Source organism: Nocardioides sp. BE266 (assembly GCF_031457855.1).
GTDB lineage: Bacteria > Actinomycetota > Actinomycetes > Propionibacteriales > Nocardioidaceae > Nocardioides.
The window spans coordinates 469,937-487,576 of record NZ_JAURTI010000005.1 but is presented as its reverse complement, the minus strand read 5'-3'; the positions used below and the strand labels follow the sequence as shown (position 1 = coordinate 487,576).

General features: G+C 71.0%; 14 protein-coding genes. 6 read left to right on the top strand and 8 right to left on the bottom strand.

Features of this window, described 5'->3' with window-relative positions:
• Positions 1-21 precede the first annotated feature (21 nt).
• Positions 22-591 carry a GNAT family N-acetyltransferase gene (locus J2X46_RS17725; protein ID WP_310252889.1) on the top strand — a complete coding sequence of 190 codons (570 nt, stop codon included), beginning with the start codon at positions 22-24 and terminating at the stop codon, positions 589-591.
• A gap of 12 nt (positions 592-603) precedes the next feature.
• Here J2X46_RS17725 and J2X46_RS17720 read toward each other — a convergent pair whose 3' ends face one another.
• Complete coding sequence (locus J2X46_RS17720; protein ID WP_310252888.1) at positions 604-1,047, bottom strand: hotdog fold thioesterase; 444 nt, start codon at positions 1,045-1,047, stop codon at positions 604-606.
• 83 nt (positions 1,048-1,130) lie between these two features.
• Here J2X46_RS17720 and polA point away from each other — a divergent pair, with 83 nt between their 5' ends.
• Positions 1,131-3,833 (top strand): DNA polymerase I, encoded by a 2,703-nt coding sequence (gene polA / locus J2X46_RS17715; RefSeq protein ID WP_310252886.1) that lies wholly within the window; start codon positions 1,131-1,133, stop codon positions 3,831-3,833.
• Between the two features lie 18 nt (positions 3,834-3,851).
• Here polA and J2X46_RS17710 read toward each other — a convergent pair whose 3' ends face one another.
• Together J2X46_RS17710 and J2X46_RS17705 are read right to left on the bottom strand one after the other, a co-directional pair.
• Positions 3,852-5,114, bottom strand: a complete 1,263-nt coding sequence (locus J2X46_RS17710) for a lipopolysaccharide biosynthesis protein (RefSeq protein ID WP_397214998.1) — start codon at positions 5,112-5,114, stop codon at positions 3,852-3,854.
• 23 nt (positions 5,115-5,137) lie between these two features.
• The gene (locus J2X46_RS17705) at positions 5,138-5,845 is read right to left on the bottom strand and encodes a class I SAM-dependent methyltransferase (protein ID WP_310252882.1); all 708 of its coding nucleotides are present in this window, start codon (positions 5,843-5,845) and stop codon (positions 5,138-5,140) included.
• Between the two features lie 127 nt (positions 5,846-5,972).
• Between J2X46_RS17705 and J2X46_RS17700 the strand changes: the two genes are divergently transcribed.
• Both J2X46_RS17700 and J2X46_RS17695 read left to right on the top strand, forming a co-directional pair.
• On the top strand, positions 5,973-7,676 hold the full coding sequence (locus J2X46_RS17700) for a hypothetical protein (protein WP_310252881.1): 1,704 nt from the start codon (positions 5,973-5,975) through the stop codon (positions 7,674-7,676).
• Positions 7,677-7,712: 36 nt separating this feature from the next.
• Complete coding sequence (locus J2X46_RS17695) at positions 7,713-7,901, top strand: hypothetical protein (RefSeq protein WP_310252879.1); 189 nt, start codon at positions 7,713-7,715, stop codon at positions 7,899-7,901.
• Here the strand turns inward: J2X46_RS17695 and J2X46_RS17690 are convergent.
• The 3 genes from J2X46_RS17690 to J2X46_RS17680 are packed head-to-tail and all read right to left on the bottom strand — an operon-like array spanning position 7,889 to position 12,541.
• Positions 7,889-9,001, bottom strand: a complete 1,113-nt coding sequence (locus J2X46_RS17690; RefSeq protein ID WP_310252878.1) for a glycosyltransferase family 4 protein — start codon at positions 8,999-9,001, stop codon at positions 7,889-7,891. The genes J2X46_RS17695 and J2X46_RS17690 overlap by 13 nt on opposite strands.
• 1 nt (position 9,002) lies before the next feature.
• Entirely contained in the window at positions 9,003-11,075 is a 2,073-nt protein-coding gene (locus J2X46_RS17685; protein WP_310252876.1) for a hypothetical protein, read from the bottom strand.
• Complete coding sequence (locus J2X46_RS17680) at positions 11,072-12,541, bottom strand: bifunctional glycosyltransferase/class I SAM-dependent methyltransferase (RefSeq protein WP_310252875.1); 1,470 nt, start codon at positions 12,539-12,541, stop codon at positions 11,072-11,074. Before J2X46_RS17680 ends, J2X46_RS17685 begins: the two co-directional genes overlap by 4 nt.
• A gap of 169 nt (positions 12,542-12,710) precedes the next feature.
• On the opposite strand from J2X46_RS17680, the gene J2X46_RS17675 reads away from it, so the two are divergent.
• Entirely contained in the window at positions 12,711-13,562 is an 852-nt protein-coding gene (locus J2X46_RS17675) for a 2OG-Fe(II) oxygenase (RefSeq protein ID WP_310252873.1), read from the top strand.
• Positions 13,563-13,629: 67 nt separating this feature from the next.
• Here J2X46_RS17675 and J2X46_RS17670 read toward each other — a convergent pair whose 3' ends face one another.
• On the bottom strand, positions 13,630-15,369 hold the full coding sequence (locus tag J2X46_RS17670; protein ID WP_310252871.1) for a hypothetical protein: 1,740 nt from the start codon (positions 15,367-15,369) through the stop codon (positions 13,630-13,632).
• The gene (locus tag J2X46_RS17665) at positions 15,366-16,598 is read right to left on the bottom strand and encodes an acyltransferase (protein ID WP_310252869.1); all 1,233 of its coding nucleotides are present in this window, start codon (positions 16,596-16,598) and stop codon (positions 15,366-15,368) included. The genes J2X46_RS17670 and J2X46_RS17665 overlap by 4 nt, the downstream gene beginning before the upstream one ends.
• Between J2X46_RS17665 and J2X46_RS17660 the strand changes: the two genes are divergently transcribed.
• On the top strand, positions 16,498-17,622 hold the full coding sequence (locus J2X46_RS17660; RefSeq protein ID WP_310252868.1) for a DUF3068 domain-containing protein: 1,125 nt from the start codon (positions 16,498-16,500) through the stop codon (positions 17,620-17,622). The genes J2X46_RS17665 and J2X46_RS17660 overlap by 101 nt on opposite strands.
• Positions 17,623-17,640: the final 18 nt, after the last annotated feature.

Below are 17,640 nucleotides of genomic sequence, written 5' to 3'. Positions count from 1 at the left end.
CAACTGGAAATGGGTGGGTCGATGAGTCGGACGCCGGTGACCGTTCGTGCTGCAGAGCCGACGGACGTTCCTTCGCTGCGTGAGCTGTGGAGCGACATCCTCCGCAAGGGCGGCCTCGACGAGCAGCTGGCCGACGTGGCCCGCGTGGTCGCGACCGCGCAGGAGCGGGAGGACCAGTGCGTGGCCGTGGCGGAGGTCGACGGCGAGGTGGCCGGAGCCGTCTACCTCGAGGCGACGACCTTCACCCCGCTCAACCTCGAGCCGGCGGTCCTCGCCGTCTCTCCGCACGTGTTCCCGCAGTTCCGTCGCAAGGGTGTGGGCAGCGCGCTGATGGAGGTGGCGTGCCGGTTCGCCGACCAGCACGGCATCACCCATGTCCAGACCGCCGCCGCGGCGGAGGCACGCGACGCCAACCGGTTCATGGCACGCCTGTCCTTCGCCCCGCAGGCGATGCTGCGCGCAGCCACCACCAGCGCCGTACGAGCGCGGCTGCCGAAGTCGCGACAGGTCACCCAGGCCGCCACCAGCCGGCAGCGGATCGACCGGGTGCTGGCCGCCCGCCGGGTGCGCCGCGAGCGCGTCCCGGGCTGAGCCCGACCCGGATCAGCCCCGGGGCATCTCCACCAGCGCGCACGTGATGCGCGAGGTGCACACCCGCTTGCCGCGCTCGTCGGTGAGCACCACCTCGTAGGACGTCGAGGACCTCCCGAGGTGGACGGCCGTGGCGACGCCGGTGACTGTGCCCGAGGTCGCGGCGCGGTGGTGGGTGGCGTTGATGTCGACGCCGACGGCCACCTTGGCGGGATAGGCGTGGATCGCCGACCCGATCGAGCCGAGGGTCTCCGCCAGCACCACGCTCGCTCCTCCGTGGAGCAGCCCGAACGGCTGGGTGTTGCCCTCGACGGGCATGGTGCCGACGATCCGCTCCGCGGAGATCTCGACGAGCTCGATGCCCATCTTCTCGTTGAGCCGTCCCATGCCCTGGGGCATGTAGGCCAGGAACTCCTCGATGCTCAGGTCGGCCAGGGACTGGGGGGTCTCGCTCATGCGGTCATTGTGTCGGAACGCCCCGACGGCGCTCGTGCTCACCCCCGCCACGGCTGTCGGTGGCGACGACTAGAGTCGCGGACGTGCCTGAGACGAGTGAGACCGTGCGCCCCCGCCTCCTGCTCCTGGACGGTCACTCCCTGGCCTATCGGGCCTTCTTCGCGCTTCCCGTCGAGAACTTCGCGACGGCGACCGGCCAGCACACCAACGCGGTCTACGGCTTCACCTCGATGCTGGTCAACGTGCTCCGTGACGAGGTGCCGACCCACGTGGCGGTGGCCTTCGACAAGTCGCGCCAGACCTTCCGCCTCGAGCAGTACTCCGACTACAAGGCCAAGCGCAACAAGACGCCCGACGAGTTCAGCAGCCAGCTGCCGCTGATCCGGCGCATGCTCGACGCGCTCTCCATCCAGCACCTCGACCTCGCCGGCTACGAGGCAGACGACATCATCGCCACCCTTGTCACCGAGGCGCTGGCCGCCGGGATGGAGGTGCTGATCCTCACCGGCGACCGCGACTCCATCCAGCTGGTGACCGACGACTCGACCGTGCTCTACCCGATGCAGGGCGTGAGCAACCTCGCCCGCCTCACCCCGGCAGCCGTCGAGGAGAAGTACGGCGTCCCGCCCCACCGCTATCCCGAGCTCGCCGCGATCGTCGGCGAGACGTCCGACAACCTGCCCGGAGTGCCCGGCGTCGGGCCGGGCTTCGCCGCACGGTGGATCAACCAGTTCGACGGCCTCGACAACGTCATCGCCCGCGCCGACGAGATCACCGGCAAGAAGGGCGAGGCGCTGCGCGAGCACCTCGGCGACGTCATCCGCAACCGCCAGCTCAACGCGCTGGTGCGCGACCTCACCCTGCCGATGGCGCCCGGTGACCTCGAGCGCCGCCCCTGGGACCGCACCGTGGGCCTCGAGCTCCTCGACGAGCTCGAGTTCCGTGGCGAGCTGCGCGGCCGTCTCCTCGACACGATCGACCCCGACCCGGCCGAGGTGGTCGAGGCAGAGTCCGGCTTCGAGCTCGACGGGAAGCGGCTCGCCGCGGGCGAGGTCGCGGCATGGCTCGAGGAGCACGCGCCCGAGGGCCGCCGCGTGGGCGTCGCCGTCGGCGGCACCTGGCGGGCCGGCACGGGTGACGTGCAGTCGGTCGCCGTCGCCACCGGCTCCGGCGAGGCCGCCTGGATCGACTGCGCCGACCTCGGCCCCGACGACGACGCCGCCGTCGCGGCCTGGCTCGCCGACGCGGGTCGCCCGAAGGCGATCCACGACGCCAACGGCCCGAGCCTGGCCCTCGCCGCCCGGGGCTGGCAGCTCGCCGGGCTCGAGGTGGACACCGCCCTGGCGGCCTACCTCGTCCAGCCCGACCAGCGCTCCTACGACCTGGCCGACCTGACGCTGCGCTACCTCAAGCGCGAGCTGCGCCAGGACACCGCCGACGCCGACCAGCTCAGCTTCGACGCGATGGACGACACCTCCGCGAGCGACACGGCGATGCTCACCGCGCGGGCCGTCCTCGACCTCGCAGACGCGCTCGACGGCGCCGTCGAGGAGCACGGCGGCACCCGCCTGCTGCGCGAGGTCGAGCTCCCGCTCATCGGCACGCTCGTGCGGATGGAGCAGGCCGGCATCGCGGTCGATACCGACTACCTCGAGGGTCTGGAGTCCGAGTTCGGCGACCAGGTCCGCACCGCTGCCAACGACGCCTACGACGTCATCGGCAAGGAGATCAACCTCGGCTCGCCCAAGCAGCTCCAGGTCGTGCTCTTCGAGGAGCTCGACATGCCGAAGACCAAGCGCACCAAGACCGGCTACACGACCGACGCCGACGCGCTGCAGCAGCTCTTCGAGAAGACCGAGCACCCGTTCCTCCAGCACCTGCTGCGCCACCGCGACGTGATCCGCCTGCGGCAGACGGTCGAGGGCCTGCTCAAGACGGTGGCCTCCGACGGCAGGATCCACACGACCTACAACCAGATCATCGCCGCGACCGGACGGCTCTCCAGCACCGACCCCAACCTCCAGAACATCCCGATCCGCACCGAGGCGGGTCGCCGCATCCGCGAGGGCTTCGTGGTCGGCGAGGGCTACGAGTCGCTGCTGACGGCCGACTACAGCCAGGTCGAGATGCGGATCATGGCGCACCTCTCCGAGGACGCCCTCCTCATCGGGGCGTTCAAGTCCGGCCAGGACTTCCACTCGATCACCGCCGCCCGGGTGTTCGGCGTCGACGCGGCCGACGTCAGCGTCGAGCAGCGCGCCAAGATCAAGGCGATGAACTACGGCCTCGCCTACGGCCTGTCCGCGTTCGGGCTCTCCCAGCAGCTGCGCATCGACACCTCCGAGGCTCGCGGCCTCATGGACGAGTACTTCGAGACCTTCGGGGGCGTGCGCGACTACCTCGGCGGCATCGTCGACGAGGCACGTCGCTCGAGCTTCACCGAGACCATCCTCGGCCGTCGGCGCTACCTCCCCGACCTCACCAGCGACAACCGCCAGCGGCGCGAGACCGCGGAGCGGATGGCGCTCAACGCGCCCATCCAGGGTTCGGCCGCCGACCTGGTCAAGGTCGCGATGCTCGGTGTCGAGCGGGCGCTCACCGAGCAGGGGCTGAGGTCCCGGATGCTGCTCCAGGTCCACGACGAGCTGGTGTTCGAGGTCGCACCGGGGGAGCACGACGACCTGGCCGCGCTCGTCCGCACCGAGATGGGCGGAGCCGCCGACCTGCTGGTCCCGCTCGACGTCTCGGTCGGCACGGGCCGCAGCTGGCACGACGCCGCGCACTGAGGGGCGCCGTGCGGCGCGTCAGGCCACCGGGTCTGCGGCGAGCGGGGCGGCAGGTGCCTGCCGGGCGATCCTGAGGCTGGCGGCGGTCAGCACGACGAGCAGCGCGGCGTCGACGCCGACCACCACCGCGACGAGCCCGTCGAGGGTGTCGATCCGGGAGCCCAGCACCACCAGTGCCACGAGCGCCGCCCAGACCAGGAGCACCGACCGACGGCCCTGCCGGGCGAGGACGGCGTACACCTGGAGCTGCAGCATCGCCAGGACTGTGCCGAGGAGGGCGAAGACCCACAGCAGAGGTTCGACCTCACCGAAGTCCGACCCGCCGACGAACACCATCGCCACGCCTGAGAGCACCTCGGCAGCGACGACGGCGATCCCGCCCAGGACCGCGACCGCGACCAGGCTGCGCACCAGGGCGCGGCGCCGGCTGTCGGGCGTGGCCATGTCGGGGAAGGCGATCACCACGACGAACTGGGGGAGGAACAGCATCACCTTCGCCATGATCAGGCCCGCGGCGTAGAGCCCGGCGTCGTGCTCGTCGAGCACCTGGCGGGCGAGGACGATGTCGACGCTGGAGAGGGCGAAGTAGGCGAAGAGCACCTGGGCGTTGTGGGCGCTCTCCAGCAGCATCGCGCGGGCGGAGTGCTCCGGCGTCGCCCCCTCAGGGGTACGACGATGACGCAGGGCCCACCACCCGACGGCCAGCGGGAAGAGGTAGCCGATGCCGACCGAGAGGATCGCGCTGGTGGCGTCGGGACGCCAGAGGATCACCGCGGTGCCGACGACCAGCCGGGGGATCCCCCCGGCGAGGTAGAAGACCGCGAGGGCGCCCCAGCGGCGCTCGCCCTGGAGGATGCCCGCCTGGCCGCCGGCCAGGGTGAGCGGCACCGCGGACACCGCGACGACCGCGGCGGTGACCAGGCTGTCGAGGTTCAGCAGCGCGTTGATCGCGGGGATGAGCAGGCAGAGCACCAGCCCGACGGCCAGGGAGACCTTGGTGGTCAGGGCGAGGATGGCGTGCTCGATCGCGCCGACGTTGGCCTGGTCGACCGCGATCCGTCGGGCGGCGGTGGCCTGCAGACCGAGGGCGACCACCTGGACGACGATCAGCAGGCTCAGGCACGCGACGAAGGCGCCGTACTGGCTGGGGCCGATGAGCCGGGCGGCGAGCATGGTGAAGCCGTAGGTCGCCACGTTCATCACGCTGGTGGCCACAGCGACCGCGCTGCCGTCGAAGGTGCGCCGGGTGCGCACGCTGCCCGGGGTCGTCACGCCCCGCATCCTAGGTTCACGTCGGCCCACCCTCAGTAGGGATCGGCGGTGTCGGTGTGGCCCAGCAGGCGCGCCAGCGAGCGCGCACGCACGCGCAGCAGCACCTTGACCACGAGGTTGCGGACGAACCACGGCAGCTCGCGTCCCACCCGCAGCCGGTCGGCGACCCGCGGGCGACCGACCTCGAAGCGCGCCAGCGATCCTGTGCGGCCGACGTAGCGGTGGCGGTTGCCCGTGGACGCGTCGCGCAGCACGGCGAGCGTGACGCCGAGTGAGGAGAAGGCGTCGTGGACGAGGACCGTGTCACCGGTGCGGAGGAAGCCGCTCCAGAGCAGGTCGTCGCGGCACGACCACAGGTCGTGCTTGCCGTCCACGTAGAGCAGCCGCGCCTCGCCCGACCAGGACTCGCGGGCCTGTCGGCTGGTGGCGACGTGCAGGTCGACGCGATCGCCGAGGCCGGCCCCGGCCAGGTGCGCACGGAAGCGCTGCTCGGTGTCCGCCCGCCCGTACTTCCAGTCGTCCGGGAACGGGTCGACCGCCGTGACGGCGGCGCCGCTCGCGGCCAGCACGATGGTCGAGCGGCCGAGGTGGCTCCCGATCTCGACGACCCGACCCGGCGCGATCGCGCGGGCGGCGTCGTACAGGTCGCGCGCCTGCGCCTCGGTGAGCCAGCCGTCGACGCGGTCGGCCAGGCGCCAGGCGTCCTCGAAGGCGAGGATCGGCTCGGTCTGGTCAGGCACGGACGTCCTCGTCGAATGGGGGCTGCGGCGATCCGGCACAGCATAGGCTGGCCCGGTGGCGCCGGCAGGGAAGTTGAGCACTCGGCCCACCCCTTCTCGACAGGCACGCACGTGGCAGGACTGGGCCGTGCTGCTGTGGCCGCCCGCGCTGGCCCTGGTGCTGCTGGCCCCGCTGATGGTCCGGCCCGGCCACCCGCTCGCGCGTGACCTGGTCTTCGTGCCGCGCCAACCCTTCACCGACGCCACCTGGGGCCTCGGTGACGTCGCCCCCCGCGCGGTGCCGCTCGACTCCGTGGTCGCCGCGCTGACGCACGTCGTCGACGGGGGAGTGCTCGCCCGGATCGTGCTGCCGCTCGTGCTCGCCGTGCTGGGGTGGGGCGTGTCGTCGCTCGTCGCGCCCCTGGGCCGCACCGCCCAGCTCGCCGGGTCGGGATTCGCGGTCTGGAACGCGTACGTCGTCGAGCGCCTCGCCCTCGGGCAGTGGGCGTTGCTGCTCGGGGTGGCAGCGCTGCCGTGGCTGGTGTCCGCCGCGATGCGCTTCCGGCGGGACGGTCGCCGCGTCGACCTCGCCGCGGCCGTCGCCTGGTCCGCCCTGGCGTCGTTGACGCCGACGGGGGGACTGCTCGCCATCGCCGGGCTGCTCGTCGGGTGCGCGCCCCGCCTGGGACGTACGGCTGCAGTGCTCGTCGCTGGCCTCGCCCTGCAGGCGCCGTGGGTCGTGGCCGCGCTCACCGGTCCCGGCGGACAGGTCTCCGATGTCTCCGGCGTGGCCGTGTTCGCCCCGGACACGGAGTCCCCCTACGGTCCGGTGGTCGCGCTGCTCGGCCTCGGTGGGATCTGGGACGCCGGCTCCGAGCCGGCCACGCGGACGACCTGGCTGGCCCTCGTGGCCGCTGTCGTCGTGGTCGCCGTCCTCGTCGCCGGGGTGGTGCTGTTGCGACGGGCGTGGGGGACCGGAGACACGGTCCGGTGGGTGGTGCTGTCCGTGCTGCTCGGTGGCACGGCGCTGCTCGCGGCCACGTCACCCGGCGCCGAGCTCATGGTCCGCCTCGTCGACACCGTTCCCGGCGCCGGGCTGCTGCGCGACACCCAGAAGCTGCTGGCCCCGGTCGTCATCCTCGCGGCAGCCGCGTTCGGCGCCTGCGTGGCCGCCGCGGTCCGCGCGGTGCCCGGGACGGACGCGCGACCCCTGGCCGTCTTCGTGCTCGTGCTCGTCCCGGTCGTGCTCGTACCCGACGCCACGACCGAGACGTGGCCCACCGTCGAGCCGGTTGCCTTCCCCGACGACCTCGAGCGGGCTGCCGAGGTGCTGTCCGGCGCGGAGGGTGTCGTCGTGACCCTGCCGTGGCGCGCCTATCGCGCCTTCGCCTGGGGCCACCGGGGGATGACCTCGTCCGACCCGGCGGTCCGGATGTTCGACGCGGACGTGGTCACCAGCGACTCCCTCCAGGTCGGCGCGGTGCTGGTGCCCGGTGAGAGCACCCTTGCGGCCGACATCGGGCGAGCGCTCGAGGAGGGGCCGCCGGCGCAGACCCTGCCGGACCTCGGCGTGACCTGGGTCGTGGTCTACCCCGACGACCGGGAGGCCGCGCAGCTCGACCTCGCGGGCCTGGAGCCGGTCCTGTCGGAGCAGTACGTCGAGGTCTACCGGGTGCCGGGCGCCGAGGCGCGGCCCGCACCGGACTCCGCCGCGCGGCGGGCGGCGGTGTGGGCGGCACACCTGCTCGCGCTCCTGACCGCGTGCGGGGCGCTCGGCGCCCGACTGGCGGCGTCCCGAGCGACACGGAATCCCGCTCGTCGAGAACGGGACGCGGACCGTCAGTTCATGTAACCTAACGCTCGGTAACTTCGTCAGAGGGAGACATCAGTGAGCACCACGGGACCCACCGGTAGCGCCGGCGGTTCGTCGTTTATCGGCGTCTTCACCGCGACCGCCCTTCCCGCGCTGATCGGCGCCCTGGTCGCTGCCGGCCTCATCGTCACGGTGGTCTTCAGCCAGACCGCCGGCCCGGACAAGAACCCCGCCAGCCAGCAGATCCTCGTCTACGGCGACTGATCTCCTGCTGCTCCGGCCTCCCGGAGCACGCGCTCGGCCCTGATGGCGCACGCCTCCCACGTGAGGGAGGCCGCCAGGTCACGGGCCGCTGCACCCATGGCGCGGCGTCGCGTCTCGTCGTGCAGGAGCTCGCGCACGGCCTCGACCATCTCGTCGAGGTCGCCGACCAGGCGGCCGGTCCGGCCGTCGTGGATCGACTCGGTCACGCCGCCGGCGCTGGCGTACGCGACGCTCGGCGTGCCTTGGGCGCCCGACTCGGTGATCGCCAGGCACCAGCCCTCCTTGACCGAGGGCATGACCATCAGCCAGGCCCGCCCGACCAGCTCGTCGCGCCTGGCATCGCTGACGTGCCCGTGGAACGTCACCCGGTCGGTCACTCCCTCAGCGGCTGCGGCCGCGACCAGCTCGGCGTGCCACCACCCCTCGCCGACGACGTCGAGGTGCAGGCCGAGGAGGTCGTCCTCGAGCCGACGCAGCACCGCGAACGCGTGCTCGATCTGCTTGTGCGGAACGAGCCGCGACAGCACCACCAGACGGGGCGTGGCCGCCTCGGCGGGCACAACCTCGGGCGGAGCGGCGGAGAGCCCGTTGCGCACCACCGTGATGGCTGCGGGGGCGATGCCGATCGCGGCGAGGTCGCGGGCGGACGAGTCGGACACCGTGAGGAACGGGCGCCGGCGGTAGAGGAGCGGCACGAGGCGGCTCTCGACGAACCAGCCGATCCGTCCGGCGAGGCCGGGGTAGATGATCCGCCACTGCTCGGCATGGACGTGGTGGACCAGGGCGACCACGCCGTGGCGTCGTACGAGCGGGGAGGCGAACGGGAGACCGTTGACCACGTCGACGACCACGTCGACGTCGCGCCGGTGCCGGACCAGCCACGCCAGCCCCCAGAGGTAGACGGTCAGTCGACCACCCACCCGCCGCAGCAGTACGCCGTCGCGCTCCTCCCGCCGCGCCGACCCGGGGTGCCGGGCACAGAGCAGCGTGACCTGGTGGCCGCGGGCGGCCAGCTCACGGCCGACGGACTCGACGAACACCTCCGAGCCGCCGCCGTCCGGGTGGGTCGTGTCCCGCCAGGAGAGGAAGGCGACGCGCACGTCAGCTCGTGCCGAGCGCCAGCCCGGCCTGCTCGGCGAGGCGCTCGCACAGCGGGATCGGCAGTCCGAGCTCCGGCGTCACGCTGAGTCCGTGGTCGGCCAGCTCCTGGTCGGTGTAGGCGTCCTCGGCGAGGGAGGGCAGGGAGTCCCAGTCGTCGTTGAAGTAGACCGACTCGGTGTAGCCGAAGGCGCCGCCGGGGGACGTCTCGAGGCGGAAGAAGCCCACGTCGAGGAGGTTGCGGATGCCGAGCGCGAACTGGCCGTCGGTCGGGATCTCGAACAGCTCGCCCCGCACGGCCTCGTCGCCCTTGTAGAGGATCGGCCGGACGAGCCGGTCCTCGCGCACGTCGAGCCACACGGACTGGTCCTGGGCGCCAGAGATGTCGAGGATCTTGACCTTGCCCGGGGCGAGGTCGCCGGTGACCTGGAACCGCCAGACGCGGTCGCGCTCCTCGACGGGCACCCAGGGCTCGTACTGGTCGCCGGTGTGGAGGTAGAGCGCCTCACAGTCGCCGCGGATGGCCAGGTCGTCGGTGTGTCCCCCCTCGGGCAGGCCGTCGACGTGGCTGATGAGCCTGCTCTGTGCGCCGGGCGACAGGTCGGCCTGCCAGGCGACGTAGCGCTGGAGCGCCTCACCTCGGTGCAGCGAGGCGGCCATGAACAGCCCGATCGCCATCTGCGCGAGCACGGCGAAGACCATGCCGAAGGCGAGGAGTCCGGTCACGGGGACGGTCCAGCGGCGACGGCGGGAGACGAAGCGGGCCAGCAGCGCGGTGCCGATGGCCCCGCCGAGGACCATCGCGGGCACGAAGTCGCTGGAGTAGCGCGTGGAGTAGTAGCCGTAGGTCATCACGCCACCGGTGCAGAGCACGCTCGCGACGAGCGGGACCCGGAGCCGGGCGGCGACGGGATCCAGCCGGGGCCAGAAGGCGACGACCACGGCGAGCACCATCAGGAGCATGAAGATCCACATGAAGCCAGTGACGCTGCCGGTGCGGTAGGCCTGGTCCACGAACGCGCCGTTGTAGGCCTTGGCCGGCTGCGCCGGCAGCGTGATCCACGGGAAGTAGTCCGTGAACCGGATCCCGTCCGGGCGCAGGTAGGCCATGAACGAGGTGGTGAAGAACTGCGGTCCGCTCAGCGTGCCGTCGTTCGCGGCGAGCGCGTCCTGCCGGTGCTGGTTGACCTGCGTCCAGACCTGGTCCTTGAGCGGGAACATGTAGATCGCGTCGAACTTGTAGAGATTGAGCGCGATCGAGGCGCAGAGCGGACCGACACCGGCCAGCAGGATGCGCCACCACAGGCGGCGGTGCTCGGCGGAGAACGGACGGAACCGCACGAGCAGGCCGAGGCCGATCGCGCCGAGGCAGATCGCCCAGCCCTCCGTCGTACGGCATCCCACGGTGACGAGCGCGAAGACCGCGAGCCAGAAGACCGTGTGGGTCGACGGGGCCAGGCAGGTGCGCACCATCCAGTAGAGGCCGCCGACCGCGGCGGCCACGGCCCACGTGTAGACCTCGTGGTAGACCCACGGGAGGCTGGCGTCGTAGGTGAGGAAGGTGCCACCGGTGGCGCCCGCGACGAAGATCCCGGCGAGCGTGCCCGAGCGCCAGGTCAGGTCACCCTCGACGAGGTGGTCGAGCAGCAGCCAGATGAGCTTGGTGGCCATGACCGCGAGCACGATCCAGGCGACCGCCATCGACAGCAGGGTGAGCTGGTAGTCGAACTCGTGGGTGGTCATCAGGACCGGCAGCCGCAACAGCGCGGGGAACGGCGGGAAGTAGGTGAAGGTCTTCCCGTCGTGGACGAAGCCCTCGATGGCCAGCGACTGCGGGTCCATGTCGAGGTGGCCGTCGAGGATCGCGCGCGCCTGGTCGTCGAAGAAGTTGGAGAAGTAGCCGCCGCCCAGCGCCGTACGACCGATGTCGGTCGAGTAGTTCAGCAGCGTCAGGAAGTAGCCGAGGCCGCCGACGAGCAGGCCGGCGGCGGTGGCGATGAAGCGGATGCGGGCCTGACGGTCGGCGTAGGCCGGGACGGAGTCGGTGGTCGTGCGGGTCAGGACAGTCGAGGTCACGCCACTTCCAGCCGGTAAAGGAACTGATAGCCGAACAGTCGCGGCCAGGCGCGGACCAGACCACGGTCCGTCCGCTCGATGCGCTTGACCACGCGACCGCCCAGGTTGTCCTGGGTGGAGTCGGCGAAGGTGTTGAACGGGGTGCCGACGATGCGGGTCTCGAGCACGCTGAGGCCGCAGTCGGCGAGGAGCCGCTCGATCATGTCACGGGTGAAGAACCGGATGTGGCCCCGGTCCAGCGGCCCGCGCTGGTCGTAGTCGAACTTGCCGACCGCGATGCGGCCGCGGGGGTACCAGTGGCCGAAGTTGGGCACCGAGACGAGCAGCTCGCCGCCGGGGCGCACCTTCGACGCGAGGTCGGAGAGCAGCAGGTGCGGCTCGACGACGTGCTCGAGGATGTCGCCGGCGACTACGACGTCGTACTGGGCGTCGAGGCCGTGGGGGAGCGGCAGGTTCAGGTCGGCCTCGATGAACTCGTCGACCCGGTCGGCGACGCCTTCGTGCTTCTGCCGGTCCAGGCCGGTGACGTGGTGGCCGAGCACCCGGGCGCGCTGGGCGAAGCGGCCGTCGTAGCAGCCGGCGTCGAGGACCCGGCCGGGCTCGTGGCGGCCGAGCCACTCCAGCAGCACGGCGTGGGAGCCGTAGACGTCCTTGAGGGCGTACTCGTCGGACTCCAACGACTGGACGCCGCCGCCGAAGCCGTGCTCGGTGGCCCAGTGGCGGACCACGTCGCCGGCGACGTCGCGGGCGTACTTCACGCCGTTGACGTAGCAGATCTCGTCGCCGTAGTAGGTCGGGATCGGGACCTCGACGATCCGCTTCCTCGCGCGGATCAGGCCGAGGATGATCTCGGTGTCGAAGTCGAAGTCGTCGCTGTACGACGCCAGGTCGAGGTCGGCGAGCGCGTCGGTGCGGTAGGCGCGGTAGCCCGAGTGCCACTCGGAGAGCCGCTGGCCGGTGAGGGTGTTCTGGAAGCGCGTGAGGATCTTGTTGCCGACGTACTTGTAGGCGGGCATCCCGCCGGCCCGGGCGCCGCCCTTGTCGAGCATCCGCGAGCCGAAGACGGCGTCGGCGTCACCGCTGACCAGCGGGGCGACGAGGTCCTCGATGCACTCGGGGGCGTACTGGCCGTCACCGTGCAGCAGCACGACGACGTCGAGCCCGTGCTCGAGCGCCCAGCGGTAGCCGACCTTCTGGTTGCCGCCGTAGCCGAGGTTGCGCTCGTGCTTGACCACGGTGATCGGGAAGCGCGCGGAGTCGCGGAACCGCATGCCGATCTCGTAGGTGTCGTCGATGCTCGCGTCGTCGCAGACCATCACGTGGTCGACGGAGTCGAGGAACGACTCCGGAAGCCGGTTGAGCGTCTTCTCCAGCGTGGAAGCGGCGTTGTACGCCACGACGAGCACGCCCACGCGCGGGACGTGACGTCCGGTGGACGGCCCCGCGGGCACCTCGATCGACTGCACGGCTCTCCCTCCAAGTGCCGTCCTCACGCGCGGGTGACCCTCGTCACCGACAGGAGAACCGGGCGAGTGTAACCCGCCAGTAGCCTTTGCGTCCGAACGTCGTGAAGGCCGTCCTGAATTCTGCGGCAAGCCGCGTCTGAGGGTCACCTCAGGTGGCATGATGCGCGCCATGGAGACTGCCCTGAAGCTCGTCGACCAGACGCGCCTGAACGCTGACCTCGCCGCATCGACCGAGGCCTACCGCACCGCCCAGCCGTTCCCCCACATCGTGCTCGACGACGTGCTGCACACCGAGGCGTTCGCCGCCGCCGTGCGTGACTTCCCGGGGATCAAGGACGAGTTCTGGAAGGGCTACCTCCACGTCAACGAGACCAAGTACTGCAACGTCTACCCCGACACCTGGGCACCGAGCCTGCAGGCGATCGCCCAGGAGTTCTGCTCCCCGGAGTTCGTGGCCTACCTCGAGGAGCTCACGGGCATCGCGAACCTGATCCCGGACTACACGATGGACGGCGGCGGCCTGCACCAGACGCTGCGCGGCGGCCACCTCAACATCCACGCCGACTTCACCACCCACCACACCCACGAGAACTGGGCGCGCCGGGTGAACATCCTGCTCTACCTCAACGAGGAGTGGCACGACGACTGGGGCGGCAAGCTCGAGCTCTGGGACCAGAAGATGACCGCCTGCCAGGGCAGGGTCACCCCGGCCGGCAACCGGATGCTGGTCTTCACGACCTCCGACGACTCCTTCCACGGCCACCCCGACGGCCTGACCTGCCCGCCGGACATGGCGCGACGCTCGCTGGCGATGTACTACTTCACCGAGGAGGCGGCGCCGGTCCGCAAGTCGACCAACTACCAGGCGCGCCCCGAGGAGACCCGGGCGAAGAAGGCCGCGATCGCCGCGGACCGGACGGTGCTCGACGTCTACGACCGGGTCAAGCGGCGCCTCGGCATCTCCGACGAGCTCGCCCACAAGGTGCTCCACTCCGTGGACCGGCTGCGGCGCAAGAAGTAGCCACCGCTGACGCCAACGGCCCCCGAGCGCTGCTCGGGGGCCGTTCGTCGTCCGTGGTGCGAGGGCGTCACTGCTTGCAGATGACGTACTCACCGGGCGCGTTGAAGCTGACCTGGAGCAGGGCGTCCTTCGCGGTCGAGGCGATGTGGATCGAGTCGCCGCCGGCCACCTGCCAGATGCGGCCGTCGCCCACGACGTCGTCGCGCACCAGCCGGGTGGTGATCTCGGTCGCGCCGCTGTTCACGCCGATCTCGATCCCGTCGAGCGTGGCGACCTGGAGCATCGGGTTGGGCACCGTCGCGGTGTAGGTGGCGCACCCGGGAAGCTTGCGGATCTTGCGGTTCCAGCCGAAGGCGAGGTCGATGTACGCGGGGTTGAAGAGGTCGTACTCCTGCGTGCCGACGCCGACGTTGAACATCGTCTCCGCGGTCAGGCGGTCGTGCATGCTGGCCTCGCCCGCAGGCAGCACCTCGCGCACCTCAGGCCGGGCGATGAGGTCCTGCGTGATGCCGACGTTGACGAAGTCGTCGTAGCTCGTGGTGATCTGGCGCTGGTCCGCGTCGGCACTGGCCATCATCCCGTGGAACCGGCCGAGCCACGCCTTCGAGCCGAAGGAGTAGCCCTCGGAGAAGTCGCGGACCTGGCTGACGCCGTGGACGGCGTAGCCCACGAGAGCGAGCGAGATCCCCGCGACGGGCAGCCAGCGCGGCTCGACGGTGGCCCGCATCAGCCGGGCCACGCCCAGCGCGAGCGCCGGGCTGAGCAGCACCAGGCTGAAGTAGGCGTAGCGCGCGGGCGAGTTGTCGATGTCGCCGATGTTGAGCCGGCCGACGCCCTCGAGCACCAGCTGCGCGGTTGCCGCTGCCAGGCCCGACCACGCCAGGGTCCGCAGGGCGGGACGACCCTCGCGGTCGGTGAGCAGGTTAAGGATCAGCGCAGCGAAGACCACCGGGCCGACGCCGGGCACGCCGACCGCGCTGCCGAAGACCTTGGTCAGCCCGTCCCAGACGTAGTTGGGCACGTCGGCGAGGTTGCCGAAGGTCCGGTCGGCGCCGCCGGCGCCCGAACGTCCCCAGACCGCGAACCAGGCCACGAAGACCGCGGCAGGGGGACCGGCCACCCGCAGGCCCGCCGAGACCGACCAGTGGACGGAGACGAAGACGGCTGCCAGCACCACGGTCGAGATGCCGGTCGCGGAGAACATCAGCGCCACCGAGAGGAGCACCGCGGCCAGGACGAGGCCACGGCGGGCCGCATCCGTCACCACGACCACGACGATGCCCGCCAGCCCGAACGCGAGCGCGCCGGAGTGCGACATCGCAGCGTCGTACACCAGCATCTCGGGCGCGACGCCGGTGAACAGGATCGCCAGGGCGGTGCCGAGCGCGACCGACCGCGGGCACCCGGTGCGTCGCAGGAGGACGTGCACGGCGAGGACGATCGCGACGTGGAAGCCGATCAGCACGATCAGCCACGGGAGGTACGTCTTCATCCCGAAGAGGTCGAAGAGCACGCGGTAGGTGAGTCCGTGGGCCAGAGACCAGTGCCCGTTGTAGGCATCCATCAGCGTGCCCTGGGTCTCGCCCGGGATGGTGCCCTTGTGGAACAGGAAGGTCCAGTCGTCGCCCCAGAACCACGCGTCGCTGCTGAGCCACACGAGGTAGGCGCCGTAGAGCACGCAGGCGGCGAGGAGCAGGTAGGTGGCCAGGTCGAGCCGGCGCACGTGCCCCCGCGCGCGGTCGAGTGGCGAGGCGGGCGTCGCCGCCCGTCGGCCGGTGGCGGCCCGCTCGGTCGTCGAGGAGGTCATGCCCGGGTCACCTGCTGCCGGGCCGCGGTCCACACCGACAGAGCACGGCCCCTGACGAGCGGCAGCAGGCCGCCGTCGGCCTCGGCCCACGCCGGGTGGCGCAGCAGCTCGGTGGCCCGACGCTCCACGAGGCGGTGGGCGAGCAGCGAGATCAGCACGGTGAGCACAAGTGCCACGACGGTGCGGGGGACCCAGGCCCAGTCCTCTGTGTGGCGCGAGAGGAACGTGAACACGGGGTAGTGCCAGATGTAGAGGAGCAGCGAGTGCCGGCCCAGGAAGGCCAGCGGGCGGGCGCTCATCACGGTCACGGGTCGCGGGGCGACGGTGAGGAGCGCGGTGGCACCGAAGAGCAGCGCCAGGTCGAGCTCGAGCAGGGTGACCCCCCACGCGAGGAAGCGCTCGTCGCGCGAGCAGTAGTAGGCGAGCGGCACCAGTGCGACGAGGGTCGCCGTCGCGGTCCAGCGCACGGCCCACTGCGGCACGTCGAGGCGTCGTACGAGGGGGAGCGCCGCGCCGAGCATCACGCCGACCACGAACGGGTCCATCCGGGCGGTCGTGCGCACCAGGACCTGGAACACGAACTCGGTGTCGGTGACGTGGAAGCGCCACCAGGTGAGGAGGAGCAGCAGCCCGCCGAGCACGAACAGGACGCCGACGGGGCGGCGTCGCATCATGTAGAGGACGGCGGCCATGACGACGAAGGCCTGCATGTCGACCGAGAGGTACCAGAGGTGGCCGAAGTCGGGGCGTGAGGTGAGCAGGTTGCCCTGGACGTACCAGTTCCACGTGTAGGTCAGCACGTGCCAGACCGAGTCGACGTTGTCCTCGGAGGCCGTCTTGTCGGTGCTGTCGAGGGTCGAGACGACGAGCACGGCCGCGAGCAGCAGCCAGAGCGAGGGGCCCACGCGCAGGACACGCCGGACGAAGGTGACTCCGGGGCGGGTGTGCTCGAGCCCGCGGGAGGCGAGCGAGACGTAGGCGAGGTAGCCCGCGGCGACCAGGAAGACGGTGACGGCGAAGTTGCCGCTGCGGAAGAGCGGCCGGATCCAGGCGGTCTCGTCGATCCGCTCGATCGGCCAGATCACCCAGCCGTGGGAGAGCACGACGAGGACGATCGCGACGCCCCGGATGCCGTCGATCAGGGCCACTCGTCGCGAGGTGTTCATCCCGCTCGTCGCGACATCGCCCACGGGCGCGGCGCTACCGGCTCCGAGAGAGGTTGCAGACATGGCGGGAACCCTAACCCGGGCGGTCGTGGTCGTATCAGACGACGCAAAACTTCCCCGCGTCGATTGGCTACCGAACAGTCACTTCGCTGCTAGAGTCGCCCCGACTTTGAGGGCGACCGGGAGGAAAATCGCTATGCGTAAGGGCTTCGGCATCGGATTGACGGTGCTGGGTGGATTCTTGGTCACCCTGGCGATCCTGGCTCAGTTCTGGGCTCCCGGTCGTCTGATGAAGACGCCTCTCGACACCGACAGCCTCACGCTGCTCGACGGCACCGCCCAGCTCTCCGACGGCACCGGTGGCACCAACGAGTTCCCGATCAAGGCCTTCAGCGTGACCCGCGCCGACTCCGACCGTTCGGACTCCGACGTCATCGTCTTCCAGAACTCCAGCTGCCTGGTCAAGGACGAGGGTGGCATCGACGAGTGCGTCAGCGCCAGCGACCCGCAGGAGCGCCTGCTCTCGGCGAGCACCGACAACTTCGCGACCGACCGCCGCACCGCAGAGGCCGTCGACGACCCGAAGTACCTCCCGCCGAGCGCGGAGGACAAGGAGGGCCTGATCAACAAGTGGCCCTTCGAGGCGGAGAAGAAGACCTACAAGTACTGGGACGGCTTCGCCGGTGAGGCGGTCGACGCGAGCTACGACCGCACCGAGGACGTCGACGGCCTGGAGACCTACGTCTACAAGATCGAGGTCGCCGACGCGCCGATCGAGGTGACGGACGGCGTCCAGGGCACCTACTCCACCGACCGCGAGATCTGGATCGACCCGACCACGGGCGCGATCGTGAACCAGTTCGAGCACCAGGAGCGGATCGACGACGAGGGCAACCCGTTCCTGATCCTCGACTACGGGTTCACCGACGACCAGATCGCCGGCAACGCCGACGACGCGAAGTCCAACTCCAGCGCGCTGAACCTGATCAGCAGCACGGTGCCGCTCATCGGCTTCATCGTCGGCATCCCCGCCCTGCTGATCGGCCTCGCGCTGCAGCTGATGCGTCGCCGCTCCGCCGCCGCCTGACCGCGACACCCGAGAGGT

Coding starts and splice junctions, on each gene's coding strand:
- J2X46_RS17670 (WP_310252871.1), bottom strand. CDS start 15,369: ATGACCTCCTCGACGACCGAGCGGGCCGCCACCGGCCGACGGGCGGCG.
- J2X46_RS17660 (WP_310252868.1), top strand. CDS start 16,498: ATGCCGTCGATCAGGGCCACTCGTCGCGAGGTGTTCATCCCGCTCGTC.
- J2X46_RS17665 (WP_310252869.1), bottom strand. CDS start 16,598: ATGTCTGCAACCTCTCTCGGAGCCGGTAGCGCCGCGCCCGTGGGCGAT.
- J2X46_RS17720 (WP_310252888.1), bottom strand. CDS start 1,047: ATGAGCGAGACCCCCCAGTCCCTGGCCGACCTGAGCATCGAGGAGTTC.
- J2X46_RS17710 (WP_397214998.1), bottom strand. CDS start 5,114: ATGCGGGGCGTGACGACCCCGGGCAGCGTGCGCACCCGGCGCACCTTC.
- J2X46_RS17675 (WP_310252873.1), top strand. CDS start 12,711: ATGGAGACTGCCCTGAAGCTCGTCGACCAGACGCGCCTGAACGCTGAC.
- J2X46_RS17725 (WP_310252889.1), top strand. CDS start 22: ATGAGTCGGACGCCGGTGACCGTTCGTGCTGCAGAGCCGACGGACGTT.